23 protein-coding genes are annotated in these 23,669 nt (G+C 73.2%); 13 read left to right on the forward strand and 10 right to left on the reverse strand.

What is annotated here, in order from left to right:
* Positions 1-7 precede the first annotated feature (7 nt).
* From ACH4D3_RS10310 to ACH4D3_RS10320, 3 genes are read right to left on the reverse strand one after another with little or no spacing between them, the layout of a single operon-like run.
* On the reverse strand, positions 8-997 hold the full coding sequence (locus ACH4D3_RS10310; RefSeq protein ID WP_398319100.1) for an acyl-CoA dehydrogenase family protein: 990 nt from the start codon (positions 995-997) through the stop codon (positions 8-10).
* The gene (locus tag ACH4D3_RS10315) at positions 997-2,172 is read right to left on the reverse strand and encodes an acyl-CoA dehydrogenase family protein (protein WP_398319103.1); all 1,176 of its coding nucleotides are present in this window, start codon (positions 2,170-2,172) and stop codon (positions 997-999) included. Before ACH4D3_RS10315 ends, ACH4D3_RS10310 begins: the two co-directional genes overlap by 1 nt.
* Positions 2,172-3,029, reverse strand: a complete 858-nt coding sequence (locus tag ACH4D3_RS10320; RefSeq protein ID WP_398319106.1) for an enoyl-CoA hydratase — start codon at positions 3,027-3,029, stop codon at positions 2,172-2,174. Before ACH4D3_RS10320 ends, ACH4D3_RS10315 begins: the two co-directional genes overlap by 1 nt.
* A 48-nt stretch (positions 3,030-3,077) precedes the next feature.
* Between ACH4D3_RS10320 and ACH4D3_RS10325 the strand changes: the two genes are divergently transcribed.
* Genes ACH4D3_RS10325 through ACH4D3_RS10340 form a run of 4 tightly spaced genes read left to right on the forward strand, consistent with a single transcriptional unit; the run spans position 3,078 to position 6,890 of the window.
* Positions 3,078-4,244, forward strand: a complete 1,167-nt coding sequence (locus ACH4D3_RS10325; RefSeq protein WP_398319109.1) for an acyl-CoA dehydrogenase family protein — start codon at positions 3,078-3,080, stop codon at positions 4,242-4,244.
* On the forward strand, positions 4,241-5,032 hold the full coding sequence (locus ACH4D3_RS10330; protein ID WP_398319112.1) for an SDR family oxidoreductase: 792 nt from the start codon (positions 4,241-4,243) through the stop codon (positions 5,030-5,032). The genes ACH4D3_RS10325 and ACH4D3_RS10330 overlap by 4 nt, the downstream gene beginning before the upstream one ends.
* Before the next feature lie 4 nt (positions 5,033-5,036).
* Complete coding sequence (locus tag ACH4D3_RS10335) at positions 5,037-5,690, forward strand: TetR/AcrR family transcriptional regulator (RefSeq protein WP_398319115.1); 654 nt, start codon at positions 5,037-5,039, stop codon at positions 5,688-5,690.
* Positions 5,691-5,732: 42 nt separating this feature from the next.
* Positions 5,733-6,890, forward strand: a complete 1,158-nt coding sequence (locus ACH4D3_RS10340; protein ID WP_398319118.1) for an acetyl-CoA C-acetyltransferase — start codon at positions 5,733-5,735, stop codon at positions 6,888-6,890.
* A gap of 74 nt (positions 6,891-6,964) precedes the next feature.
* On the opposite strand, the gene ACH4D3_RS10345 is transcribed toward ACH4D3_RS10340, so the two are convergent.
* The 4 genes from ACH4D3_RS10345 to ACH4D3_RS10360 are packed head-to-tail and all read right to left on the reverse strand — an operon-like array spanning position 6,965 to position 10,489.
* The gene (locus ACH4D3_RS10345; RefSeq protein WP_398319121.1) at positions 6,965-8,032 is read right to left on the reverse strand and encodes an NAD(P)H-dependent flavin oxidoreductase; all 1,068 of its coding nucleotides are present in this window, start codon (positions 8,030-8,032) and stop codon (positions 6,965-6,967) included.
* Positions 8,029-8,805 carry a CoA-transferase subunit beta gene (locus ACH4D3_RS10350; RefSeq protein WP_398319124.1) on the reverse strand — a complete coding sequence of 259 codons (777 nt, stop codon included), beginning with the start codon at positions 8,803-8,805 and terminating at the stop codon, positions 8,029-8,031. Before ACH4D3_RS10350 ends, ACH4D3_RS10345 begins: the two co-directional genes overlap by 4 nt.
* Complete coding sequence (locus tag ACH4D3_RS10355; RefSeq protein ID WP_398321064.1) at positions 8,802-9,680, reverse strand: CoA transferase subunit A; 879 nt, start codon at positions 9,678-9,680, stop codon at positions 8,802-8,804. Before ACH4D3_RS10355 ends, ACH4D3_RS10350 begins: the two co-directional genes overlap by 4 nt.
* A gap of 14 nt (positions 9,681-9,694) precedes the next feature.
* On the reverse strand, positions 9,695-10,489 hold the full coding sequence (locus ACH4D3_RS10360; RefSeq protein WP_398319127.1) for an enoyl-CoA hydratase family protein: 795 nt from the start codon (positions 10,487-10,489) through the stop codon (positions 9,695-9,697).
* 130 nt (positions 10,490-10,619) lie between these two features.
* Between ACH4D3_RS10360 and ACH4D3_RS10365 the strand changes: the two genes are divergently transcribed.
* Complete coding sequence (locus tag ACH4D3_RS10365) at positions 10,620-11,540, forward strand: SDR family oxidoreductase (RefSeq protein ID WP_398319130.1); 921 nt, start codon at positions 10,620-10,622, stop codon at positions 11,538-11,540.
* Between the two features lie 66 nt (positions 11,541-11,606).
* Here ACH4D3_RS10365 and ACH4D3_RS10370 read toward each other — a convergent pair whose 3' ends face one another.
* Entirely contained in the window at positions 11,607-12,107 is a 501-nt protein-coding gene (locus ACH4D3_RS10370) for a nuclear transport factor 2 family protein (protein WP_398319133.1), read from the reverse strand.
* Positions 12,104-12,979, reverse strand: coding sequence for a TIGR03619 family F420-dependent LLM class oxidoreductase (locus ACH4D3_RS10375; protein WP_398319136.1), 876 nt, complete (start codon positions 12,977-12,979; stop codon positions 12,104-12,106). Before ACH4D3_RS10375 ends, ACH4D3_RS10370 begins: the two co-directional genes overlap by 4 nt.
* Before the next feature lie 157 nt (positions 12,980-13,136).
* Between ACH4D3_RS10375 and ACH4D3_RS10380 the strand changes: the two genes are divergently transcribed.
* Positions 13,137-13,787 carry a TetR family transcriptional regulator gene (locus ACH4D3_RS10380; RefSeq protein ID WP_398319139.1) on the forward strand — a complete coding sequence of 217 codons (651 nt, stop codon included), beginning with the start codon at positions 13,137-13,139 and terminating at the stop codon, positions 13,785-13,787.
* A 38-nt stretch (positions 13,788-13,825) separates the two neighbouring features.
* Positions 13,826-14,602, forward strand: coding sequence for an SDR family oxidoreductase (locus ACH4D3_RS10385; protein ID WP_398319142.1), 777 nt, complete (start codon positions 13,826-13,828; stop codon positions 14,600-14,602).
* 106 nt (positions 14,603-14,708) lie between these two features.
* On the opposite strand, the gene ACH4D3_RS10390 is transcribed toward ACH4D3_RS10385, so the two are convergent.
* Positions 14,709-16,352 (reverse strand): class I adenylate-forming enzyme family protein, encoded by a 1,644-nt coding sequence (locus ACH4D3_RS10390; RefSeq protein WP_398319145.1) that lies wholly within the window; start codon positions 16,350-16,352, stop codon positions 14,709-14,711.
* A 359-nt stretch (positions 16,353-16,711) separates the two neighbouring features.
* Here ACH4D3_RS10390 and ACH4D3_RS10395 point away from each other — a divergent pair, with 359 nt between their 5' ends.
* Genes ACH4D3_RS10395 through ACH4D3_RS10420 form a run of 6 tightly spaced genes read left to right on the forward strand, consistent with a single transcriptional unit; the run spans position 16,712 to position 23,640 of the window.
* Positions 16,712-18,331 (forward strand): ABC transporter substrate-binding protein, encoded by a 1,620-nt coding sequence (locus tag ACH4D3_RS10395; RefSeq protein ID WP_398319148.1) that lies wholly within the window; start codon positions 16,712-16,714, stop codon positions 18,329-18,331.
* A gap of 52 nt (positions 18,332-18,383) precedes the next feature.
* Entirely contained in the window at positions 18,384-19,352 is a 969-nt protein-coding gene (locus tag ACH4D3_RS10400) for an ABC transporter permease (RefSeq protein ID WP_398319151.1), read from the forward strand.
* Complete coding sequence (locus ACH4D3_RS10405) at positions 19,345-20,379, forward strand: ABC transporter permease (protein ID WP_398319154.1); 1,035 nt, start codon at positions 19,345-19,347, stop codon at positions 20,377-20,379. Before ACH4D3_RS10400 ends, ACH4D3_RS10405 begins: the two co-directional genes overlap by 8 nt.
* Complete coding sequence (locus ACH4D3_RS10410; RefSeq protein ID WP_398319157.1) at positions 20,376-21,380, forward strand: ABC transporter ATP-binding protein; 1,005 nt, start codon at positions 20,376-20,378, stop codon at positions 21,378-21,380. The genes ACH4D3_RS10405 and ACH4D3_RS10410 overlap by 4 nt, the downstream gene beginning before the upstream one ends.
* The gene (locus ACH4D3_RS10415; protein WP_398319160.1) at positions 21,377-22,378 is read left to right on the forward strand and encodes an oligopeptide/dipeptide ABC transporter ATP-binding protein; all 1,002 of its coding nucleotides are present in this window, start codon (positions 21,377-21,379) and stop codon (positions 22,376-22,378) included. The genes ACH4D3_RS10410 and ACH4D3_RS10415 overlap by 4 nt, the downstream gene beginning before the upstream one ends.
* The gene (locus ACH4D3_RS10420) at positions 22,375-23,640 is read left to right on the forward strand and encodes an NADH:flavin oxidoreductase (protein ID WP_398319167.1); all 1,266 of its coding nucleotides are present in this window, start codon (positions 22,375-22,377) and stop codon (positions 23,638-23,640) included. The genes ACH4D3_RS10415 and ACH4D3_RS10420 overlap by 4 nt, the downstream gene beginning before the upstream one ends.
* Positions 23,641-23,669: the final 29 nt, after the last annotated feature.

Genomic DNA, 23,669 nt, shown 5'->3' on the forward strand with positions numbered 1-23,669 from the left:
CGCGCGGTCAGGCGGCCAGGACGCGGGCCCGGCAGGCGGCCGGGGTGCCCCAGGCGTCGCGCAGCGGACGGGCCTTGCGGATCCACAGGGACAGGTCCAACTCGTCGGTGTAGCCGACCGCCCCGTGCAGTTGCAGCGCGGTGCGCGCGGCCCGGTGGGCGGCCTCGCCCGCCGTGACCTTGGCGGCTGCGACGTCCCAGCGGGCCTCCGGGGACCCGGCGGCGAGCGCGAGCGCCGCGCCGTGCACCAGCGGCTCGGCGAACTCCAGGGCGATCAGCGTGTCCGCGAGCCGGTGCTTGACGGCCTGGAAGGAGCCGACGGGCACACCGAACTGGGTGCGCTGCTCGACGTACTCGACGGTCCGGGCGAGCAGCGCGCGGCCGAGCCCCAGGGACTGGGCCGCGGTGGCCAGCGCGGCGACGTCGGCCGCGTGCGCGGCGGCCGAGGCGACCGCGGGGCCCCGGGCCAGCACCGTCCCGCCGGAAGACGGCCGCGACAGGCGGCGCGCCGGGTCGGCCGACGGCTGTACGGGGCCCGGCGCGGGGCCCGCGCGCAGTACGTCGCCGTCCACGACCAGCACCGTGTCGGCCGCGTCGGCGTCGAGGGCGTACGGGCCGAGGGCGGTCACGCAGAGGGTGGCGACGGTCTTGCCCGAGGCGATGCCGGGGAGGTGGGCGGCGGCCGGGTCCGGGTCGTCGAGCCGGTCGAGGAGGGCCGCCGCGGCGACCGTCTCGACCAGCGGGCCCGGTACGGCGTGCCGCCCCAGCTCGGTGAAGGCGACGGCGATGTCGAGCGGCAGCGGGCCGAGCCCGTCGTGGCGTTCCGGCACCGCGAGCGCGAACACCCCGGCCTCGGCCAGCCGCGCCCACAGCGCCCGCCCCGGGGCATGGTCACCGGCGGCCCACGACCGTACGGCCGCCGGGGTGTCCGAGGAGGCGAGGAGTCCGTCGAGGGAGCGGGCGAACTCCCGCTGCTCGGCGTCGAGGAGGAACCGCATCACCGGCGTCCCTTCGGCAGGCCGAGCAGCCGCTCGGCGATGATGTCGCGCTGGATCTCGTTGGTGCCCGCGTAGATGGGCCCGGCCAGGGCGAAGGTGTACCCCTCGGCCCAGGCGCCGTGGTCCGGCGACTCGGGTGCGTGGTCGGCGAGTTCGCCGTACGGGCCAAGCAGGTCCAGGGCCGTCTCGTGCAGGGCGATGTCCAGCTCGGACCAGAAGACCTTGTTGAGGCTGGAGGCGGCACCGGCCGGGCCGCCCTCGTCGTGCAGGATGCGGGAGGCGCCCGCGTAGGAGAACAGCCGGTAGGCGCGGGCGCCGATCACCGCGTCGGCGACCCGGTCGCGCAACGCCGTGTCGGCCGGGTCGCCGTGCGCGCGCCACAGCGCGGTAAGCCGGTCGGCGGCGGCGGTGAAGCGGCCCGGGCTGCGCAGGGTGAGGCCGCGCTCGTTGCCGGTGGTGCTCATCGCCACCCGCCAGCCCTGGCCGGGCTCCCCGATCACGTCCTCGTCCGGCACGAACACGTCGTCCAGGAAGAGCTCGGCGAAGGCCGGCCGGCCGTCGAGCCGTCCGACGGGCCGTACGGTGACGCCCTCCGCGTTGAGCGGGAACATCAGATAGGTCAGCCCGCGGTGCGGCCGGCCTGCCTCCGGGTCGCTGCGGAACAGGCCGAAGGCCCGGTCGGCGAACGCGGCCCGCGACGACCACGTCTTCTGGCCGCTGAGCAGCCAACCGCCGTCGGTGCGCCGGGCCGTCGACCTGAGCGAGGCCAGGTCGGAGCCGGACTCGGGCTCGGACCAGGCCTGCGCCCAGATGACCTCGCCGCTCGCCATCGCGGGCAGGATCCGCGCCCGCTGCTCGGGGGTGCCGTGCTCGAAGAGGGTGGGGGCGAGCAGGTTGATGCCGTTCTGGCTGACGCGTCCGGGGGCGCCGGCCGCGAAGTACTCCTCCTCGAAGACCAGCCAGCGCAGGATCGAGGCGTTCCGCCCGCCGAACTCCTCGGGCCAGGACACCACCGACCAGCGGTCGGCGGCCAGTTCGGCCTCCCACTCCCGGTGGGCGGCGAAGCCCTCGGCGCTCTCCAGGGACGGCAGGGGAGCGGCCGGCACATGGGCCGCCAGCCAGTCGCGGGCCTCGGCGCGGAAGGTGTCGTCCGCCTCGCTGAAGTCGAGGTCCATCAGCCGCCCGCCTTCTTCATCGCCCGGATGTCCATGCCGCCGAGCGCGTCCGGCGCGGTCTCGGCGTTGTGCGCGTGCGCCAGGTGGTGCAGGCCGAACACCGAGTCCATGCCCGCGTGCAGTCCCTGGAGGTCCTCGGCCTGGTTCACGGCCCGCTTGGTCAGCGCGAGGCCCAGGCGGGGCATCTCGGCGATGCGCAGCGCCAACGCCTGTGTCTCATCGGCCAGTTGTGCGCGGGGCACGACGCGGTTGACCATGCCGACCTCGTACGCGCGGCGGGCGCTCATGCGGTCCCCGGTGAACAGGAACTCCTTGGCCACGCGCGGCGGCATCACCCACGGGTGGGCGAAGTACTCGACGCCGGGAATGCCCATCCGCACCACCGGGTCGGCGAAGAACGCGTCCTCGGAGGCCACGATCAGGTCGCACACCCAGGCGAGCATCAGCCCGCCCGCCACGCAGGCGCCCTGCACGGAGGCGACGACCGGCTTGGGCAGCTCGCGCCAGCGGCGGCACATGCCCAGGTACACCTCGGACTCGCGGGCGAAGCGGCTCTCCGCGCCCTGCTTGTCCGAGTGGTCCCACCACAGTCCCGCGCGGCGCTCGAACGGCAGATGGGCATCCCGCTCCGGGGTGCCGATGTCGTGGCCCGCGGAGAAGTGCTTGCCCGCTCCGGCGAGGACGACGGTCTTCACCTCGTCGTCCTCGGCGGCCCGGTAGAAGGCCCGGTCCAGGGCGTAGGTCATCGCGGAGTTCTGGGCGTTGCGGTATTCGGGGCGGTTCATGGTGACCGTCGCGACCGGACCCTGCTTCTCGTAGCGCACGGGTTCGCCGGTCTCGTCGTGGGCAGCGGACATCGTCGGCCCTCCTTCCCTAACAAGTGTTTGGTAGATTAACGTAACGGCATGAGCAGCGTCGAGGAGTTCCGCGCCGAGATCCGTGGCTGGCTGGCCACCCACCTCACCGGTGCCTTCGCCGCCCTGCGGGGCCGCGGCGGCCCGGGGCGTGAGCACGAGGTCTTCGCCGAACGGCTGGAGTGGGAACGGCACATGGCCGCCGCCGGCTGGACCTGCGTCGGCTGGCCCGAGGAGTACGGCGGCAGGGGCGCGACCCTCGAACAGCAGGTCGCCTTCCACGAGGAGTACGCCCTGGCCGACGCGCCCGCCCGGGTCAACCACATCGCCGAGCAGCTGCTCGGCCCCACCCTGATCGCCTTCGGCACCCCCGAGCAGCGGGCCAGGTTCCTGCCGCCGATCGTCGCCGCCGAGGAACTGTGGTGCCAGGGCTACAGCGAGCCCGACGCCGGGTCCGACCTGGCAGGCGTACGCACCCGCGCCGTACGTGACGGCGACCACTGGGTGGTCACCGGGCAGAAGATCTGGACGTCACTGGCCCACGAGTCCCAGTGGTGCTTCGTCGTCGCCCGCACCGAACCCGGGTCGCGGCGCCACCACGGCCTGTCCTACCTCCTGGTCCCGCTGGACCAGCCCGGCGTCGAGGTCCGCCCCATCACCCAGCTGACCGGCACCTCCGAGTTCAACGAGGTGTTCTTCGACGGCGCCCGCACCCGCGCCGACCACATCGTCGGCGCCCCCGGCGACGGCTGGCGCGTGGCGATGGCCACCCTCGGCTTCGAACGCGGGGTCTCCACCCTGGGCCAGCAGGTGGGCTTCCGGCGCGAACTGGAGACCCTCGTAGAGACGGCCAAACGCAACGGCGCCGCGGACGACCCGCTGATCCGCGACCGGCTCGCCCGCGCCTGGACGGGCCTGGAGACCATCCGCTGCAACGCCCTGCGCATGCTCGACGGCGTCGCGTCCGGCGCACCCGGCCCCGAGGCGTCCATCGGCAAGATCTTCTGGGCCACCTGGCACCGCGAACTGGGCGAACTCGCCATGGACGTGTGCGGCGCGGGCGGCATGCTCGCCGCCGGTGAGCCCTACGACCTCGACGACTGGCAGCGGCTGTTCCTCTTCTCCCGCTCCGACACCATCTACGCCGGGTCCAACGAGATCCAGCGCAACATCATCGCCGAGCGCGTCCTCGGCCTGCCCAAGGAGGCCCGCCCGTGACCCCGAAGCCCCCACCGTATGTGCCGGGGCACTCGCTCCTGGCCGGGCGCACCGCCGTCATCACCGCCGCCGCCGGTGCCGGGATCGGCGGCGCCACCGCCCGCCGGTTCCTGGAGGAGGGCGCCCGCGTCGTCATCGGCGACGCCCACGAACGGCGTCTGCGAGAGAGTACCGACGCCCTCGCCGAGGAGTTCGGCGCCGACCGCGTGGCCTCGTTGCGCTGCGACGTCACCGACCAACGGCAGGTCGACGCCCTGTTCGCGCTCGCCGCCGAACGCCACGGCGGTCTCGACGTCGTCGTCAACAACGCCGGACTCGGCGGCACCGCCGACCTCGTAGACATGACCGACGACCAGTGGGCCAAGGTCTTGGACGTCACTCTCAACGGCACTTTCCGCTGCACTCGGGCCGCCCTGCGCCGGTTCAAGGAGCAGGACGGCGAGGGAGGTGTCGTCGTGAACAACGCCTCCGTCATCGGCTGGCGCGCCCAGCGCGGCCAGGCCCACTACGCCGCCGCCAAGGCCGGGGTGATGGCACTCACCCGGTGCGCCGCCCTGGAGGCCGCCGACTTCGGCGTCCGGGTCAACGCCGTCGCCCCGAGCCTCGCCATGCACCCCCACCTGGTGAAGGTCACCACCCCCGAACTCCTTGCCACGCTCACCGAACGCGAGGCATTCGGCCGGTACGCCGAGCCGTGGGAGATCGCCAACGTCATCGTCTTCCTGGCCAGCGGCTACGCGTCGTACATGACCGGTGAGACGGTTTCCGTCAGCAGTCAGAGAGCATGAGCGGATGAAGAGCAACTCCTCAGCCTCGTCGTCGTCCACCTCGTCGTCCACGTCCTCGTCGTCCACCCCCTCGTCCTCCGCCGCCGAGCGCCGCGCCGAGATCCTTGCCACCGCCGCCCAGGTCTTCGCCGACCAGGGCTATAACGCCACCACCGTCCGCCGTATCGCCGACGCCGCCGGGATGCTCGCGGGCAGCCTCTACTACCACTTCGACTCCAAGGAGTCGATGCTCGACGAGATCCTCACCGCCTTCCTGGACGAGCTGTGGGCCGGCTACGACACCGTGCTCGCCGCCGGACTCGGGCCGCGGGAGACCATCGAGGCCCTCGTCACCGAGTCCTTCCGGCAGATCGACCGGCACGGTCCCGCGGTCGCCATCTACCAGAAGGAGTCCCGGCACCTCTCCGCCCAGCCGCGCTTCGGCTACCTCGCCGACTCCCAGGTGAAGTTCGAGAACGCCTGGCTGCGCACCCTGGAACGCGGCGTCGCCGAGCAGGTCTTCCGCGGCGACCTCGACGTGCGGCTCGTCTACCGGTTCGTGCGCGACACCGTCTGGGTGGCCGCCTCCTGGTACCGCCCCGGCGGCACCCACAGCCCGGAGGAGATCGCCCGGCAGTACCTGTCCATGGTCCTGGAGGGCATCACCCCGCGCGGCTGACGCCCCCGGCCCACCCCCGATCCACCACCAAGGAGCACTGTCATGGCCGAGGCCTACATCGTCGAAGCGGTCCGCACCCCGGTCGGCCGGCGCCGGGGCGGACTGTCCGCCGTCCACCCCGCCGACCTCGGGGCGCACGTCCTCAAGGCGCTGGTCGAGCGCACGGGCATCGACCCGGCCGCCGTCGACGACGTCGTCCTCGGCTGCCTGGACACCGTGGGACCGCAGGCCGGGAACATCGCCCGCACCGCGTGGCTCGCCGCCGGCCTGCCCGAGGAGGTGCCCGGCACCACCGTCGACCGGCAGTGCGGCTCCTCCCAGCAGGCCGTCCACTTCGCCGCCCAGGGCGTGCTCTCCGGCACCCAGGACCTGGTCGTCGCGGGCGGCACCCAGAACATGTCGATGATCCCCATCGCCTTCGCCAGCCGCCAGGCCGCCGAACCCCTCGGCCTCACCGACGGCCCCTACGCGGGCTCCGAGGGCTGGCGCGCCCGCTACGGCGACGCGCCCGTCAACCAGTTCCACGGCGCCGAACTCATCGCCCGGAACTGGGACATCTCCCGCGAGGACATGGAACGGTTCGCGCTGCGCTCGCACCAGCGGGCCGCCCACGCCGTCGACGAGGGCCGCTTCGACCGCGAGACCGTGGCCTACGGCGACGTGACCCGCGACGAGGGCCCGCGCCGCGACACCTCGCTGGAGAAGATGGCGGCCCTGAAGCCGGTCGTCGATGGCGGCCGGCTGACCGCCGGGGTGTCCTCCCAGGTCTCCGACGGCGCCTCCGCGCTGCTCATCGCCTCCGAACGGGCCGTCGCCGAACACGGACTGACCCCGCGCGCCCGCGTCCACCACCTGTCGGTGCGTGGCGAGGACCCCATCCGCATGCTGTCGGCGCCGATCCCGGCGACGGCGTACGCCCTGAAGAAGGCCGGGATGTCCATCGACGACATCGACCTGGTCGAGATCAACGAGGCCTTCGCACCCGTAGTCCTGGCCTGGCTCAAGGAGACCGGCGCCGACCCGGACCGCGTCAACGTCAACGGCGGCGCCATCGCCCTCGGCCACCCGCTCGGCGCCACCGGCACCAAGCTGATGACGACCCTGCTGCACGAACTGGAGCGCACCGGCGGCCGCTACGGCCTGCAGACCATGTGCGAGGGCGGCGGACTCGCCAACGTCACCATCATCGAACGCCTCTGAGGCACATGCGGGAGGGGGCGGTCCGGATCATCTCCGGGCCGCCCCCTCCTCTTTTGCGCATGAGCCCAAGTGGCCTACTGAGGAAGCGACTTCAGCGTGGCTTGCGCCTCGTCCATGATGCGCTCGACCAGTTCCGTGCAGGACGGCAGGTCGTCGATCAGGCCCGCCACCTGACCCGAGGCCATCACCCCGATGTCCGTGCGCCCCTCGACCATCGAGGCCTTGAGCAGCATCGGGGTGTTGGCGGCCAGCAGCACCTGGCCCCAGGTCAGTTCCTTGCCGTGCTTCATCGCCAGTCCGTCCCGCACCAGCCTCGGCCAGCTCGCGCCCGTCTCCTTCCGGAACGCCGCGGCGTGCCGCAGCGCACGCAGGCTCGACGTCAGGCGGCCGGTCCGCTCCAGCGAGTCGACCATCGCGGTGCGCAGCATGCGGTGCGGCATGCCGTCGACCTTCGTCGTGACCGTGACGTCCTTGACCGTGGCGGCCAGGTACTTCGCCTTGACCTCCGCCGGGACGGTGCTGTCGGAGGTGAGCAGGAAGCGGGTGCCCATGCCGATGCCGGCCGCCCCGTAGGCGAGCGCGGCCACCAGACCGCGCCCGTCGCGGAAGCCGCCCGCCGCGATCACCGGGATGCCCACGGCGTCCACGACCTGGGGGAGCAGCACCGACGTGGCCACGTTCCCGGTGTGCCCGCCGCCCTCGCCGCCCTGCACCATCACCGCGTCCGCGCCCCACGCGGCGACCTTCTCCGCGTGCCGCCGGGCGCCGACCGAGGGGATGACGACGACACCGGCGTCCTTGAGCCGCGCGATCAGCTCCTTGGACGGGGCGAGCGCGAAGGACGCCACCCGCACCCCCTCGTCGACGATGACCCGCACCCGGTCCGCCGCGTCCCCGGCGTCCGCCCGCAGATTGACGCCGAACGGCGCATCCGTACGGGACTTGACCTCCCGCACCGCCGCCCGCAGCTGCTCCACGGACATCGTCGCGGAGGCGAGGATGCCGAGCGCCCCCGCCTCGGCGGAGGCGGACACCAGCCGGGGACCGGCCACCCAGCCCATCCCGGTCTGCACGATCGGGTAGCGCACCCCGGTCAGCTCGGTGAGCGGCGTCGCGAACGACTTGTCGCCCGCCGCGCTCACGCCGGGACCTCCCGCTCCCGCAGCCCCTTCGGGTCGACGACCTCGCGGATCAGCCGCAGCTCCGCCTCGGTCGGCTCCCGGGTGAAGGGCACCTCGGCGGGGACCGTCAGGGCGAAGCCGGTGGCCCCGGTGACCTGCTCGACGGTGACCCCGGGGTGCAGGGAGCGCAGCCGCATCGTGCGGTCGGGGGTCTCGAAGTCGAAGACGCCGAGGTTGGTGACGACCTCGGGGATGCGGTGGTAGCGGGTCGCGGCGTTACCGGCCGCGGCGGCCCGGTCGTACCCGACGCCGCTGACCATGTCGACGCGCTCGACGAACACCCGCGCCGAGTGCTTCGGCACCCAGTAACTCGTCGGGTTGTTGAGCGTGTTGACCGGTGCCCCGCGCACGCCGAGCAACTGCCGGGTGGGGCGGGCCCAGTCGCCGATGCAGGAGATGTTCTGGTTGCCGTGGCGGTCGAGCTGGCTCGCACCCATCATCACGTGCCGTCGGCCGGTGGCCGTCAGCGCCAGGTGCTGGCGGAACGGCAGCCAGCCCTCCACGGCCCCCGGCCGCTCGCCGACCGCCGGGACGTCCGCCATGAGCAGCGCCTCCCCGTCGGTCAGCAGCAGGTCCGGCGCGAAGGTGAGCTTCGCCAGCCGCGCCCCGATGGCCGGGACGGTGCCCATCGGGCTGGCGAGCACCTCCCCGTCGCCGCGCCAGGCCTCGGCGCAGGCCACCACGCAGTACTCGGCGCGGGTCGCGGCCGGCAGGCCGGTCTCGGTGACGCTCATGCTTCCTCCTCCTGCTGGCCCTGCTGGCCCTGCCGGCCCTGGTGGAACGCCGCGACGGCGGCCTGGTAGGCGGCTTCGTCCCCGGACAGGAACCGCGCCTCGAACGCCTGCCACGCCTCGGGGTCGCGGGCGGCCTGGACGTAGGCGCGCTGGAAGTCCTCGTCACGGTCGTGGTCGGGGACGCAGGAGGTGAAGTGCGCGCCGTTCGGCGTCTCCACCACACCGTCCACGAACAGACGTTTCACCAGCAGGGTCTGCGGGCCGTGTTCCTTCAGCAGGTCCGCCGTGTCCACGATCCGCTCGCAGGAGACGTACGCGTGGTCGGCGGCCTCGCAGAACAGGTCGTCGAAGTACGGGTCCGGGCCCAGGTACTGGCCGTTGCCCTGCGCGTCGGCCCGGTTGAGGTGGACCAGCGCCGCGTCCAGACGCAGGGCCGGTGCCGCCACCAGCTCCTCACCGTCGTCGTAGGGCGAACGGACCGTGCGCAGTGAGGGGTTGACCTTCATCACGTCCGATCCGAGCCCGGCCCGTACCGGGATGAACGGCAGCCGCTGCGCCCCGGCGGTCAGGCCCCACATGAGCATCGCCTCGTCCAGCTCCACCATCTCGAACGCCCCGCGCTGCCGGGCGGCGGTGAAGTGCGGCTCCAGGGGTATCGAGTCCAGGGTGCCGAAGGCCGCGACCAGCTTGCGGATCCTCCCGGCGGCCGCCAGCATGCCGACGTCGGGACCGCCGTACGACACCACGGTCAGATCGGTGACGTCCGAGCGCAGCAGCGCCCGTACCAGGGCCATCGGCTTGCGGCGCGAGCCCCAGCCGCCGATGCCGATCGTCATGCCGCTGCGCAGCCGGCCGACGACGTCGTCCGCCGTCATCGTCTTGTCCTGGGTCACGCTCGCTGCTCCTTGTCCGTGCCGGATGTGTGGGTGCCGGAGGTGCCGGAGGTGTCTGTGCCGAAGGTGTCGCGCACGCGGTCGGCGACGCCGCTGAGGTTGGCCTCGAAGGTGAAGCCCTGCTCGAAGCGGTAGCTGCGGCGTACGTCGACGGGGTCGATGCCGTTGATGGCGGCCTTGGCCAGCCGGATCAGGTGTCCGTCCTTGGCGGCGATCTCGCCCGCCAACTCCAGCGCGGCCGGACGCAGTTCCTCGCGCGGAACCACGCGCCACACCGAGCCGTGCCGGTGCAGTTCCTCGGCCGTGGCGGTGCGGGAGGTGTAGTACAGGGCCCGCATCAGGTGCTGCGGGACCAGCCGGGCGAGGTGCGTGGCCGCGCCGAGCGCGCCGCGGTCCAGCTCCGGCAGCCCGAAGGTCGCGTCGTCGGACGCCACGATCGCGTCCGCGTTGCCGACCAGGCCGATGCCGCCGCCCAGGCAGAAGCCGTGCACGGCGGCCACCACCGGCACCTCGCACTCGTAGACCGCGGCGAACGCCTCGAAGCAGCCCCGGTTGGCCCCGATCAGCGCGCCGTGCCCCTCCGTGCGCTGCATCTCCTTGATGTCCACGCCCGCGTTGAACCCGCGGCCCTCGGCGGTGAGCACCACGCAGCGCACCTCGGGATCGGAACCCGCGGCGCGCACCGCGGCGGCCAGCTCGTACCAGCCCCGCACGGGCAGGGCGTTGACCGGGGGGAAGTCCACGGTGACGACGGCGACGCCCTTTTGCGGGGCGGAGGCGGAGACACCCATGAGCAGATCAGCTACCTTTCCACCAAACGTTTGTTAGGCAGAAGGTAGCAGTGATGCGAACGCCGGGGGAGTGCCCCGTGCCACTGAGCGGTAGGGCCCCGCCCCCGGCCCCACCCGAAAGGACACCCTCATGACCTCACCGACCGCCCTGTGCGCCGGCCGCGTCGTCGCCGTCACCGGCGCGGGCCGCGGGCTCGGCCGCGCGCACGCCCTGGCGTTCGCCGCCGAGGGCGCGAAAGTCGTCGTCAACGACCTCGGCGTGGGCCTCGACGGCTCAGGCACGGGCGGCGGCCCCGCCCAGCGGGTCGTCGAGGAGATCCGCGCGGCCGGCGGCGAGGCCGTCGCGCACGGCGGCGACATCGCCACCGGCGACGGCGCGGCCTCCCTCGTCGCCGCCGCCCTCGACTCCTTCGGCCGGCTCGACACCCTGGTCAACAACGCCGGATTCCTGCGCGACCGGATGCTGGTGAACCTGGACGAGGACGACTGGGACGCGGTGCTGCGCGTCCACCTCAAGGGCCACTTCCTGCCGCTGAAGCACGCGGCGGCGCACTGGCGCGCCGAGGCCAAGGCGGGCCGCGTCCCCGATGCGCGCGTGATCAACACCGGTTCCGGAGCGGGCCTGCTGGGCAGCGTCGGCCAGGGCAACTACTCCGCGGCCAAGGCGGGCATCGTCGGACTCACCCTGGTGGCCGCCGCCGAGATGGGCCGCTACGGCGTCCAGGTCAACGCGATCGCCCCGGCCGCCCGCACCAGGATGACCGAGGACACCTTCGCCGAGACCATGGCGGCGCCCGGCGCGGGCGGCTTCGACGCGATGGCCCCGGAGAACGTGTCGCCGCTGGTCGTGTGGCTCGGCTCGGCGGCCTCGGCCGGGGTGAGCGGCCGGGTCTTCGAGGCGGAGGCGGGCCGCATCACCGTGATGGAGGGCTGGCGCCCGGGCCCCACCGCCGACAAGGGCGCCCGCTGGACCCCGGCCGAGGCGGGGGAGACGGCGACCAGGCTCCTGGCCGCCGCCGAGACGCCCCAGCCGGTGTACGGCGCCCGCTGACCGGGCCGCACGACGCGGAACGGGGCGGTGACGAGCCGTCACCGCCCCGTTCCGCGGGCAAACCGGTCAGCCTTGGGCCGCCCGCTCCCCGCGCACCCCGCCCGCCAGCAGCGCCGGGGACTCGGGGCGGCCGTCCAGGACGCGGTTGGTGCGGGTGACCACCTCCCACCCGGCGGCGGAGTCCGTACGGCGCAGCCGCCAGTGGTTGGCGGTGGCCCGGCGGACCACGTACCGGCCCTCCTCGTGCACCACCATCAGCGAGTGGCACACCGCGACCGCCTCGTCGCCGTCGACCGTGATGTGCGGCGGTCCCACGACGTGCGCGCAGCCCTGCCGGATCCAGCCCCGGTGCGCGGCGGACCGCACCATCCCGGCGATCTGCTCCCGGCCCGCGAGGAAGAGCTCGTCGATGTCGTAGACACCCTCCGGTGCCCACAGCGCGGCGACACCGTCCGCGTCGCCGCCGTCGACCAGCGGCCCGTACGAGGCCATCATCCGGGCGATGTCCCGCTCGTCCTCCAGACGCCGCAGCCGCGCTTCGACGTCGTCCGGCAGCCGCTCGCTCACGCCGCCGCCCCCTCGCCCGCCGCGACGCCCGCGATGTCCGCCAGCGCCTCCAACTGCTCCACGTAGTGGGCCGCCGACTCGGCCGCCAGCGACACGCTCACCAGTGTCGCCCCCGCCTCGGACACCGCGCGCAGCGCCCGCGCCGCCGCGTCCGCGTCGCCGGACGGATCCAGCGGGCGCCCCGCACTCAGCACCACCTCGAAGCCCTCCGGCAATGACGCCGCGTCGACCATCTCGCGCAGCCGGTCCAGCGGCAGCCCGAACGGCACCCAGCCGTTCCCGTACGCCACCGCCCGCCGCAGCGAACGAAGAGTGCGACCGCCGATCCACAGGGGCACCGTCTCCTGCACGGCGTGCGGCTCCACCACGAACCCCTCGTAGTCGAAGTGCTCCCCGTGATAGGCCGGTTCACGGCGGGACAGTGAGGCCTGCAGCGCCGCCAGGGCGTCGTCGGCGATCCCGCCGCGCCCCTCGAAGGCCGCGCCGAGCAGCCGGAACTCCTCCTCCAGGCTGCCGACCCCCAGCCCGAGCACGAGCCGCCCGCCGGAGATCCGGTCCAGCGTGCCGTAGCGCTTGGCGAGGGCCAGCGGGTGGTGGTAGCCCAACACCAGGACCTGGGTGGCGAGCCGGATACGGCGGGTGCGGGCGGCGAGGTACCCGAAGGTGGCGAGCGGATCCCAGTAGGTCCCGCCCCGCTGCTCGGCGACGTCCACGGGCACCGCCACGTGCTCCGAACACGTCAGGTGGTGGAAACCGAGCCGGTCGGCGGCCTCGGCGACCGCCCCCAGCTCCTCGATGCCGGCAGCGCGCTCCCACGGGGAGTGGACACCGGGCACGGCCGTGACGACGGGACTGGTGATGCCGATCCGCATGGGGGCACCTCTCTCGGACGCGAGCAGACGGAGGGGAAGGGCCATCCAAGTCCGCGCCCCGCGCCGCAGGCGGCCGGATCCCACTGACCGGAACGCCGCGCACCGCACCCGCACGGCACGCGAAAGCATCGGCGGCCGACGGAAGGACGCCCGGACCGTGCCCCGAACGAGCGGCGAGAGAACCCCCGCGCACCCCACCTCGGCCAAGCAGCGCCAGCGTCACGCCCGGATCCTGCGGAGCGCGGCACGGCTCGGCGCGGCACACGGGCTCGACCGGGTGCAGATGCAGGACGTGGCCAGGGAGTCCGGCGTCGCGATCGCCACTCTCTACCGCTACTTCCCCTCCAAGACCCACCTGTTCGCCGCCGTCATGCACGCCCAGGTACTCCGGCTCGACGCCGAGACACCGCCCCCACCGCCGGGCACCGGACCGTTGGAGGCCGTGACCGACCTGCTCACCGGGGCGAGCCGACAGCTCTTCGAACAGCCGCTGCTGGCCCTCGCGATGATGCGGGCCAACAACGCCGCACCCGTCGACGACAACGGTGGCGGCCCGGCCCGCCGCACCGACGAGCTCCTCGCCGATCTGATGCTGCGCACGGCGGGCGTCAGCCACCCCACCGAGCGGGACCGCCGCGTGGCCCGTCTGCTGCAGCAGGCCTGGTACGGACTGCTCGTCACCGTCCTGTACGAGCGCTCCTCGCCCCAGGACGCGCAGGACGGCATCCGGCTGGCCTGCCGCCTCCTGCTCGCCCCCGCAGCCCGGTCACCGGGAGTGGATGGGACCTCGCGCGGGCGGGCCGACTAGCGTGCCCGCACTTCACCGGCCGATCCGAGGAGTCCCTCATGCCCCGCAACGTCGTCGTCACCGGTTCCGGTTCCGGGATCGGCGCCGCCCTCACCGATCTCCTGCGCGCCCGGGGCGACCGCGTCATCGGCGTCGATCTGCGCGGTGGCGAGATCGACGCCGACCTGTCCACCCCGCGGGGCCGTGCCGCTGCCGCCGCCGCGGCGGCCGAGGCGGCCGGCGGGGTCGTGGACGCGGTCGTCACCTGCGCCGGCACCTCCGTGCCCGGCACCGCGATGGTCACCGTCAACTACTTCGGCACCACCGAGTTCGTCACGGCGCTCCGCCCGGCCCTCGCCGCCGCCCTGCAGCCCCGCGTCGTCGTCATCGGCTCCATCTCGGGCACCCAGCCCACCGACCCGGACGTCGTCGCCGCCTGCCTGGCCGCCGACGAGGACAAGGCCCTCGCCCATGCCTCACGCGCCGTCGCCGACGGCCACGCGCGCCGGCTCTACCCCTCGTCCAAGGCGGCGCTCGCCCAGTGGGCACGGCGCACCGCCGTCGCCGAGGGCTGGGCCGACGCCGGCATCCCCGTGAACGTCGTCGCGCCCGGCATCGTGCTCACCCCCATGAGCGCGGGCCTCTTCGACGACCCCGCGATGAAGGAGGTCATGGACGCCGCCGTCCCGATGCCGCTCAACGGCTACCTCCGGCCGGAGGACGTGGCGCGGGCCGTCCTCTTCCTGGCCGGTGACGACAACACCCACATCACCGGACAGGTCCTCTACGTCGACGGAGGCGCCGAGGCGACGCTCCGCGCCCCCGCGCACTTCTGACCCCACGAGGCACGCACCCCGGCGTCCGGGACACCCACCCGGCACCGCGGAGGGCCCCGGCCGCGTACAGCGACCGGGGCCCTGCGTACTCCGCGCTCCGGGCCCTTCAGAGCCGTACCGAGTGCCGGATCACCTTGCCCGTGGCGTTGCGCGGCAGCGCCTCGGTGGTCAGCCGCCAGCGGCGGGGCACCTTGAAGTAGGCCAGTTCCTTCGCCGCGTACTCCCGCAGCGCCTCCTCCGTGACCTCCGCCCCCGGCCGGAGCACCACGACCGCGGCCACCTCCTGGCCCAGATCGGGGTGCGGTGTCCCGATGACGAGGCACTCCGCCACGTCCGGGTGCTCGACCAGCACCGTCTCGATCTCGGCCGGGTAGATGTTCTCACCGCCCCGGATGATCAGGTCCGAGCGGCGGCTGACCAGGAACAGCCGGCCCTCGCGCAGGCACCCCAGGTCACCGGTGCGCAGCCAGCGGTCCGCGCCGATGGTGTCGGCGGTGGCCCCGGGATCGCGCCAGTAGCCCAGCATGTTGTACATGCTGCGCACCCACACCTCGCCCTCCTCGCCCTCGCCGAGGACCTCGCCGAGCGGGTCGCGGATCTCCAGCCGGACGCCGGTCACCGGCCGGCCCAGGGTGCCGGGGGCGGCCGCCAGCTCCCGCGGGTTCGCCGCCGCGATCGCCGTACAGGACTCGGTGAGCCCGTAGCTGTCCACGAGCGAGTCCTTCGCGAACGGCAGCTCGCGCCGCAGCCGCTCCTTGAACGCCGTCGTCGACGGCGCCGAGGCCAGCGCGAACGCCGTCAGCGACGACGTGTCGTACCGGTCCGCGCCGCCGTGTTCGAGCAGCCGGTGCGCCATCGTGGGCACCGCGCCCCAGTTGGTGACGCGTTCCCGCTCGACCATGGCGAGGACCGCGTCCACGTCGAACGCGCCCTGGTGCAGCGCGATCCGGCTGCCCGTCGCGAGCCGCGGCACGGCGAGGTTGTGCAGGCTGGCGATGTGGAACAGCGGCAGGGTGAGCAGGTAGACCCGGTCCTCGGCGGTCAGCGGGTCGCCGAACTCGTGCAGCAGGGCGTCGTTCAGCCGGTGGTACTCCACGACCGCCAGCAGGTTGCGGTGGGTGTGCACGGCGCCCTTGGGACGGCCCGAGGTGCCCGAGGTGTAGAGGATGACCGCCGGATCGTCCTCGGCGACGTCGGCGGACGGCAGCGGCGAGTCCGGGTGGGCCACCGCAAAGCGGGGCACGTCGTCCTCCAGGGACACCACCGGCACTCCGCAGCCGGCCAGCTTCGGCGACTGCCGGGCGTCGGCCACCACCAGCGACGGCTCGGCGTTCGCCACCCCGTGGGTCATCTCGCGCGGTGACCACCAGGCGTTGAACCCGACCGCCACCGCCCCGATCGACACGGTGGCCCAGAAGGTCTCGATCCACTCCGGGGAGTTCGCGGCGGCGATGGCCACCCGGTCCCCCTTGGCGACGCCGTACTCCTCGCGCAGCACCCGGGCCAGCGAGGCGACCCGGGCCGCGTGGGAGGCGAAGGTGATCCGGCGGTCCGCGGTGACGATGTAGTCGCGGTCGGCGTGCGCGACGGAGGCGTGCAGCACCTCGTGCAGGGCCCGCTGCCGGTGGGTGAAGACCGGCAGCCGGGCGCCCAGCACGTCGTCTTCGGCGAGCTCGAACCGGCCGCCCGGGCCGGTGAGCGCGGCCACGCGGGCGAGGGCGGCAGAGCGGTGATCCGTGTCGCTGGGCATCGGGACTCCTGGTGCGTCGGGAACCTCACTGGGACCGCGGTCGGGCTCAGTCTCGGCGCGGACCGGGGATCGCTCCCCGGCCGGTTCCGGTCACTGGGACACCGTGCCACGGCCCGGCCGGACGTGGCACGGCCGCCCCACCCGCGCCGGAGCCCGCCCTCCCGGCTCCCGGTCAGTGGGATGCGTCACGTCGGCCGGATTTCGCCGGCCGTAGCGTCCACCCACCCGATCCGGCTTCCACCCACCCGGTCCGGCTCCCATCCACCCGGTCCGGCTTCCACCCACCGGCCGGGCATCCACCCACCCGGTCCGGCTCCGGACCACCACCGCTTCCCCCCACCGGACTACTGGAGGAACACATGAAGCGAGCACCACGGGCGCGAGCCCGCCTCGCCGCAGCCCTGGCCGCCGCGGCGATGCTCACCTCCGCGTGCGTCTCACCGGACGACGGGGGCAGCGACAGCGGCACGCGGCAGAAGGCCGAACGCGGCCGCTACACGTTCGGCAAGGTCGGCAAGCAGCCCGCGGGCGGCGAGCCCGTCCGCGGCGGCACCCTGCACTTCGCCGACTACGCCGAGGCCCGCAGCCTCAGCCCCGCCGCCACCTACGCCACCGGCGCCTCCGGCGGCTCCGCGCTCGCCGCCGTCTACGACGTCCTCATGCGCTACGACACCGCCACCCACGAGTACGAGCCCTGGCTGGCGAAGTCCCTGACCTCCAGCGACGACGCCAAGACCTGGACCCTCACCCTGCGCGACGGCGTCGAGTTCTCCGACGGCACCCCGCTCGACGCGAAGGCCGTGATCGGCAGCATCACGTGGTACCAGGAGAACAAGGGCGCCGACACCGCCCTGCTCGCCCCGAACCTCGCGAAGATGGAGGCCAAGGGCGCCTCCACCGTCGTCTTCACCCTCCGCAACTCGTGGGCCACCTTCCCCGCCATGCTCGCCCAGGCCCCCGGCATGATCGTGGCGCCCGCCGCCCACGCCGGGAAGAAGTTCCGGCCCATCGGAGCCGGAGCCTTCACCCTGGGCTCGTACAAGCCCCAGGAAGAGATGGTCCTCAAGGCGAACAAGAACTACTGGAAGGGCGAGCCCTACCTCGACGCGCTCCGCTTCACCTGGCCGCAGTCCGACCGGGCCAAGCTGGAGGCACTCGACGACGGCACCGCCGACGTGGTGTACATGCGCAGCCCGGACGTGGTCGACGAGGCGGTCGAGGCCGGCCATCCAGGTGAACTGACCCTGACCAGCCTCGGCAACATGGTCGTCGTCAACACCCGCGAGGGCCGCCCCGGCGCCGACCTCAGGGTCCGCAAGGCCATGGCCCTCGCTCTCGACCCCGCCCTCGACACCGAACGCGCCTACGACGGCAAGGGGCTGCCCGGTCAGGAGATCTTCCCGCCCGAGTCGCGCCGGCACTCCGACGTGAAGCCCCTCGGCATCGACCTCGAACAGTCGAAGAAGCTCCTCGCCGAAGCCAAGAAGGACGGCTACGACGGCACCGTCACCTACATGGACGGCACCGACCCCGTCTCCCGGGCCAAGGCCGTCGTCACCAAGGCGATGCTGGAACGCGTCGGCTTCAAGGTGGAACTCGACCTCGTCTCCTCCATCGCCGACCGCACCTCGAAGACCTACGTGGAACACGACTTCGACCTCAGCCGCGGCGCGGCCAGCGTCTCCGAGAGCGACCCCTACCACCGCCTCCAGAGCGTCCTGAACTCCAAGAGCTACGGCAACCCCGGCGGCTACGCCAACCCGAAGATGGACCAGCTCCTCGTCGAGCTCCAGGGAGCGACCGACGAGGCGGAGACCCAGCGCGTCCTCGACGACATCCAGACCCTGTTCAACGAGGACGTCCCGCTCATCAACCTCGGTGCCAGCGCCGCCCTCACCGCCTGGGGCGAGAACGTGCACGGCATCGTGCCGACCGACGAGTACATGGCCCTCTTCGGCGAGGCCTGGATCGGCAAGTGACCCCCGCGGCCCCGGGCCCGGCGGTGCCGCCGGGCCGAGATCTGGAGGAACCATGAGTGTCGCCGCGCTGCGCCGGCCGGCCCTGCGGCTGCTGGAACTCCTCGGCGTGCTGTTCATCGCGAGCATCGGGGTCTTCTCCCTGGTGGTCCTGATGCCCGGCGACCCCGCCGTAGACATCCTGGGCGCCGGCCGGGCGCCCTCCGAGTACGCCGCGCTGCGCACCGAACTCGGCCTCGACCAGCCCCTGGTCACCCGCTACCTCGACTGGCTCGGCGGCGCGCTCACCGGCGACCTCGGCCGCTCCGTCGTCCCGCCGCAGAGCGACGTCACCGACCGGGTGCTGTCCGCCCTGCCCGTCAGTTTCGAGATCGCCGCTCTGGGACTCCTCATCGCCCTGCTGATCGCGGTGCCGCTGGCCATGTGGTCGGCCTACCGGGAGGGCTCGGCGGCCGACCGGATCATCGGCGCCGGTACCTTCGGCGTCCTGTCCGTGCCCAGCTTCCTGGCCGGACTGCTGCTGATCCTCGTCCTGGTCAACTCGGCCGGCCTCTTCCCGCGCTCCGAGTGGGTGCGGATCGGCGACGGCGACCTGCTGGGCAATCTGCACCACGCCTTCCTGCCCGCACTGACCGTCGCCCTGGCCGAACTCGCCATGTTCACCCGGGTGCTGCGCGGCGACCTGATCGTCACGCTGCGCGAGGACTACATCCTCGCCGCCCGCGCCAAGGGCATGCACCCGCTGCGCGTCCTGTTCACCGACGCCCTGCGCCCCTCCTCGTTCTCCCTGGTCACCCTGCTCGGCCTCAGCCTCGGCCGGCTGATCGGCTCCACCGTCGTCGTCGAGTACCTCTTCTCGCTGCCCGGCATGGGGACCCTGATCGTCAACGCCGCCGGCCAGGGCGACTACCCGATGGTCCAGGGCGCCGTGCTCACCATCGCCGTGATCTACGTGGTGATCAACGCCGGCATCGACCTCTCCTACGGCTACCTCGACCCGAGGACGCGACGTGTCCATGTCTGACCTCGCTCCGCGCACGCGGACCGCCTTCCCGCCGCCCCTGCTCACCGGCGCCGCCCTCGCCGTCGTCGGCCTGCTCCTGCTGGTGTTCGGCGCGACCACGCCCCAACTCGTCACGCCCGCCAAGGCCGCCGTCGCGCTGCTCGGCCTCGGCCTGCTCCTCGCCGGGGCCTCCCGGCTCGGCAAGGTGTGGGCGGGGCCCGGCTTCGACGTGGTGTTCTGGTTCGGCGCGGCCTGGCTGCTGCTGCTCGGCCTCGCCATCCTGTGCGCGCCGTGGCTGCCGCTCGCCGAGGACCGCGACGTCGCGAGCACCGTCGCCGAACCCGTCTTCGCCACCCCGACGTTCACCGGCGGCCATCCCCTCGGCACCAACGCCTTCGGCCTCGACCTGCTCGCCCGCTCCCTCTACGGTGCCCGCTCCTCCCTGCTCATCTCCCTGTCCGCGGTCGCCCTCGGCACCGTGGTCGGCGGCGCGATCGGCATGGTCGCCGGGTACTTCCAGAAGAGCGTCGACCGGGCGGTGGGCATCGCCACCAACTCGCTGCTCGCCGTGCCCCCGCTGATCCTGCTCATCGCCCTCGCCACCGTGCTCCAGCCGCACCTGCGCAACGTCGCCTTCTCCCTGGCGCTGCTCACCGTCCCCGGCATGGTGCGCCTGGCCCGCGCCACCACCATGGCCTACGCCAACCGGGAGTTCGTCGTCGCCGCCCGGGCCATGGGCGCCACCCGCTCCCGCATCCTGCTGCGCGAACTGCTGCCCAACGTACTGCTGCCCGTGCTGTCCCTGGCCGTCGTGATGATCTCGGTGCTCATCGTCGCCGAGGCCTCCCTCAGCTTCCTCGGCCTCGGCATCCAGCCCCCGGAACCCACCTGGGGAAACATGATCGCCGAGGGGGAGGGCCGGGTCTTCGAGGAACACCCGCACATCGTGCTCGTGCCCGGCGCCTTCCTCTTCCTCACCGTGTTCGCCTTCAACATCGTCGGCGAGAAGGCTCGCGGGCGCTGGGACTCCAGGAGCGTGAAACTGTGACCGTGCTGCTCGACGCCACCGACGTCCGCACCGCCTTCCACACGCCCCGCGGCCAGGTCAGGGCCGTCGACGGGGTGTCGCTGACCCTGTCCGAGGGCGAGACCCTCGGCATCGTCGGCGAGTCGGGCTCCGGCAAGTCCGTGCTCGGCCGCACCCTCATGGGCCTGATCACCGACGGCCCCGGCACCACCGTCTCCGGCACCGTCCGGATCGGCGGCCGGGACGTCCACGCCCTCACCCCCGCCGGACGGCGCGCCCTGTGGGGCACCGAGGTCGCCATGGTCTTCCAGGACCCGATGACCTCCCTCAACCCGGTCAAGAAGGTCGGCGTCCACCTGTCCGAGAGCCTCCGACCGCACCTCGGCCTCGGCCGCGCCGACGCCCGGGACCGGGCCGTCGACCTGCTCCGCCAGGTCGGCATCCCCGAACCCGCCCGCCGGGCCGGCCAGTACCCGCACGAACTGTCCGGCGGCATGCGCCAGCGCGTCGTCATCGCCATGGCCCTCGCCTGCGGTCCCCGGCTGCTCATCGCCGACGAACCCACCACCGCGCTCGACGTCACCGTGCAGAAGCAGATCCTCGACCTGCTGCGCTCGCTCGCCGGGGAACTGCGCATGGCGACCGTCCTCATCAGCCACGACCTCGCCACCGTCGCGGGCCGCACCGACCGCGTCGCGGTCATGTACGCGGGCCGCCTCGTCGAGTACGCGGCCACCGCCGCCGTCTTCGACCGGCCCCGCCACCCCTACAGCAGCGCCCTCATCGCCTCCATCCCGCGCCTGGACCTGCCCCCGCACACACTGCTGCCCGCCATCGAGGGCCGCCCGCCCAACCTGCTGCACCCGCCCGCCGGATGCCGCTTCGCCCCGCGCTGCGCCGCGGCGACCGACCGCTGCACCACCGAGTCCCCGGACCTGACCGCCTACGCCGGTGAGCGCGACGCCGGCGGGCTCGTCGCCTGCCACCACCCGCTGGGCGCCGCCGAGGAGGCCGCCGTATGACCACCACCCGGGACGCGCCCGCGCTGACGGCGACGGATCTCGTCGTCGAGTTCCCCGCCGGACGCGGACAGAAGGTGCACGCCGTCTCCGGCGTCAGCCTCACGGTCGCGGCGGGGGAGACGCTCGGCATCCTCGGCGAGTCCGGCTGCGGGAAGTCCACCGTCGGACGTTCCCTGATCCAGCTGCCGCCCCCCGACGCGGGCACCGTCCGCCTCGGCGACGTCACCCTCACCGGCCTCGCCCCGCGCGCACTGCGGCGCGCCCGCGCCCGGATGCAGATCATCATGCAGGACCCGGTCTCCGCCCTGAACCCGCGCCGCCGGGTCAAGGACCTGGTGTGGGAGGGCCGGTCGATCTGGGGCCCCGGCGACGACACCCGCGACAAGGACGCCCGCGTCGACGCCGCCCTGCGCGACGTCGGCCTCGACCCCGCGACCGTACGGGACCGCCGGCCGCACGAACTCTCCGGCGGCCAGTGCCAGCGCGTCTGCATCGCCCGCGCCCTCATGCTCGACCCCGAGGTGCTGATCTGCGACGAACCCGTCTCCAGCCTCGACGTGTCCGTGCAGGCGCAGATCCTCAACCTCCTGGAGACGACGACCCGGCGGCGCGCGCTGAGCATGGTCTTCATCGCCCACGACGTGTCCGTGGTGAAGAACATCAGCGACCGCGTCATGGTCATGTACCTCGGCAAGGTCTGCGAGGTACTGCCCTCCGACGGCATGCAGCACGAGGCCGCCCACCCCTACACCCGGCTGCTGCTCGCCTCCCTCCCCGAGGCCCAGCTCGGCTCCGCCGTACCCGCCGCGGCCCCCGCCGCCGAAACACGGGCCGCCGAACTGCCCTCGCCCCTGAACCCGCCCTCGGGCTGCCGCTTCCGCACCCGCTGCCCGCTGGCCACCGAACGGTGCGCCGCCGAGGAACCCGCCCCGCGGGAGATCCGCCCCGGCCACCGGATCGCCTGCCACCACGCCGAACCCAGGAGGAACCACCCGTGACCGCCCCCGAGATCCCCGCCGCGCCCGGCAGCCCCGCCACGGCACCCGCCGCCCCCGACGTCCTGGCGCCCGCCAAACTGGGCCCCGTCGAGCTGCGCAACCGCGTCATCAAGGCCGCGACCTACGAGGGGCTCAGCCACAAGTCCCTGGTCACCAAGGACCTCGTCGACTTCCACGTCGCCTACGCCCGCGGCGGCGTCGGTATGACCACCGTGGCGTACTGCGCGGTCGCGAAGGAGGGACGCACCGACCGGCACCAGATCCACTGGACCGACGAGGCGATGCCGGGCCTGCGGGTCCTCACCGACGCCGTGCACGCCGAGGGCGCGGCCGTCTCCGCGCAGATCGGGCACGGCGGCCCCGTCGCCAACCCCAAGGGCAACGGCGCGCCCGCACTCTCGCCGTCCCGGCACTTCCACGCCACCACCCTCAGCTTCGCGAAGGAGGCGTCCCTCGACGACATCCGGCGCGTCACCGAGGCGCACGCCGAGGCCGCGCGCCGCGCCGTCGAGGCGGGCTTCGACGCCGTCGAGGTGCACCTGGGCCACAACTACCTGGCCAGCTCCTTCCTCAGCCCCCGCGTCAACCACCGCACCGACGCCTACGGCGGCAGCCTCGACAAGCGCGCCCGCTTCGCCCGGGAGATCATGCGGGCCGTGCACGACGCGGTCGGCGGGCGCATCGCGGTCGTCGCCAAGATGAACATGGACGACGGGGTCCCCGGCGGCTTCTGGCTCGACGAGGCAATCCCCGTGGTGCAGTGGCTCGAACAGGACGGCACCGTCGACGCCCTGGAGATGACCGCGGGCAGCTCCCTGCTCAACCCGATGTACCTCTTCAAGGGCGACGCCCCGCTCAGGGAGTTCGCCGAGATCATGCCGCAGCCGATGAAGCTCGGCGTCAAGATGGTCGGCGAGCGGTTCCTGCGCAGCTACCCCTACCGCGACGCCTACCTGCTGGAGGACGCCCGGCAGATCCGCGCCGCGGTGAAACTCCCGATGATCCTGCTCGGCGGCATCACCGGCAAACCGGTCATGGACCTCGCGATGCGCGAGGGCTTCGAGTTCGTCGCCATGGCCCGCGCCCTGCTGCGGGAGCCCGACCTCGTCAACCGCATGCGGGAGGACGCCGCCACGCCGTCGCTGTGCATCCACTGCAACAAATGCATGCCCACCAACTTCACCGGCACCCGCTGCGTCCTGGTCGACCGCGGCACCACCCGGCGCGAGACCTGGGGCAAGCCCGCCGGATACGTGGCGTGAGGGGCGTGAGGGTCGTGAGGGGTGTGGAG

This window comes from Streptomyces sp. NPDC018026 (assembly GCF_044327745.1).
GTDB classification, from domain to species: Bacteria; Actinomycetota; Actinomycetes; order Streptomycetales; family Streptomycetaceae; genus Streptomyces; species Streptomyces rubrogriseus.

What these genes read in the sequence shown, in the direction of transcription:
- ACH4D3_RS10310 (WP_398319100.1), bottom strand. Translation starts at nt 997, where the DNA reads ATGCGGTTCCTCCTCGACGCCGAGCAGCGGGAGTTCGCCCGCTCCCTC.
- ACH4D3_RS10315 (WP_398319103.1), bottom strand. Translation starts at nt 2,172, where the DNA reads ATGGACCTCGACTTCAGCGAGGCGGACGACACCTTCCGCGCCGAGGCC.
- ACH4D3_RS10320 (WP_398319106.1), bottom strand. Translation starts at nt 3,029, where the DNA reads ATGTCCGCTGCCCACGACGAGACCGGCGAACCCGTGCGCTACGAGAAG.
- ACH4D3_RS10325 (WP_398319109.1), top strand. Translation starts at nt 3,078, where the DNA reads ATGAGCAGCGTCGAGGAGTTCCGCGCCGAGATCCGTGGCTGGCTGGCC.
- ACH4D3_RS10335 (WP_398319115.1), top strand. Translation starts at nt 5,037, where the DNA reads ATGAAGAGCAACTCCTCAGCCTCGTCGTCGTCCACCTCGTCGTCCACG.
- ACH4D3_RS10340 (WP_398319118.1), top strand. Translation starts at nt 5,733, where the DNA reads ATGGCCGAGGCCTACATCGTCGAAGCGGTCCGCACCCCGGTCGGCCGG.
- ACH4D3_RS10350 (WP_398319124.1), bottom strand. Translation starts at nt 8,805, where the DNA reads ATGAGCGTCACCGAGACCGGCCTGCCGGCCGCGACCCGCGCCGAGTAC.
- ACH4D3_RS10355 (WP_398321064.1), bottom strand. Translation starts at nt 9,680, where the DNA reads ATGACGGCGGACGACGTCGTCGGCCGGCTGCGCAGCGGCATGACGATC.
- ACH4D3_RS10360 (WP_398319127.1), bottom strand. Translation starts at nt 10,489, where the DNA reads ATGGGTGTCTCCGCCTCCGCCCCGCAAAAGGGCGTCGCCGTCGTCACC.
- ACH4D3_RS10365 (WP_398319130.1), top strand. Translation starts at nt 10,620, where the DNA reads ATGACCTCACCGACCGCCCTGTGCGCCGGCCGCGTCGTCGCCGTCACC.
- ACH4D3_RS10375 (WP_398319136.1), bottom strand. Translation starts at nt 12,979, where the DNA reads ATGCGGATCGGCATCACCAGTCCCGTCGTCACGGCCGTGCCCGGTGTC.
- ACH4D3_RS10385 (WP_398319142.1), top strand. Translation starts at nt 13,826, where the DNA reads ATGCCCCGCAACGTCGTCGTCACCGGTTCCGGTTCCGGGATCGGCGCC.
- ACH4D3_RS10390 (WP_398319145.1), bottom strand. Translation starts at nt 16,352, where the DNA reads ATGCCCAGCGACACGGATCACCGCTCTGCCGCCCTCGCCCGCGTGGCC.
- ACH4D3_RS10395 (WP_398319148.1), top strand. Translation starts at nt 16,712, where the DNA reads ATGAAGCGAGCACCACGGGCGCGAGCCCGCCTCGCCGCAGCCCTGGCC.
- ACH4D3_RS10400 (WP_398319151.1), top strand. Translation starts at nt 18,384, where the DNA reads ATGAGTGTCGCCGCGCTGCGCCGGCCGGCCCTGCGGCTGCTGGAACTC.
- ACH4D3_RS10405 (WP_398319154.1), top strand. Translation starts at nt 19,345, where the DNA reads ATGTCTGACCTCGCTCCGCGCACGCGGACCGCCTTCCCGCCGCCCCTG.
- ACH4D3_RS10415 (WP_398319160.1), top strand. Translation starts at nt 21,377, where the DNA reads ATGACCACCACCCGGGACGCGCCCGCGCTGACGGCGACGGATCTCGTC.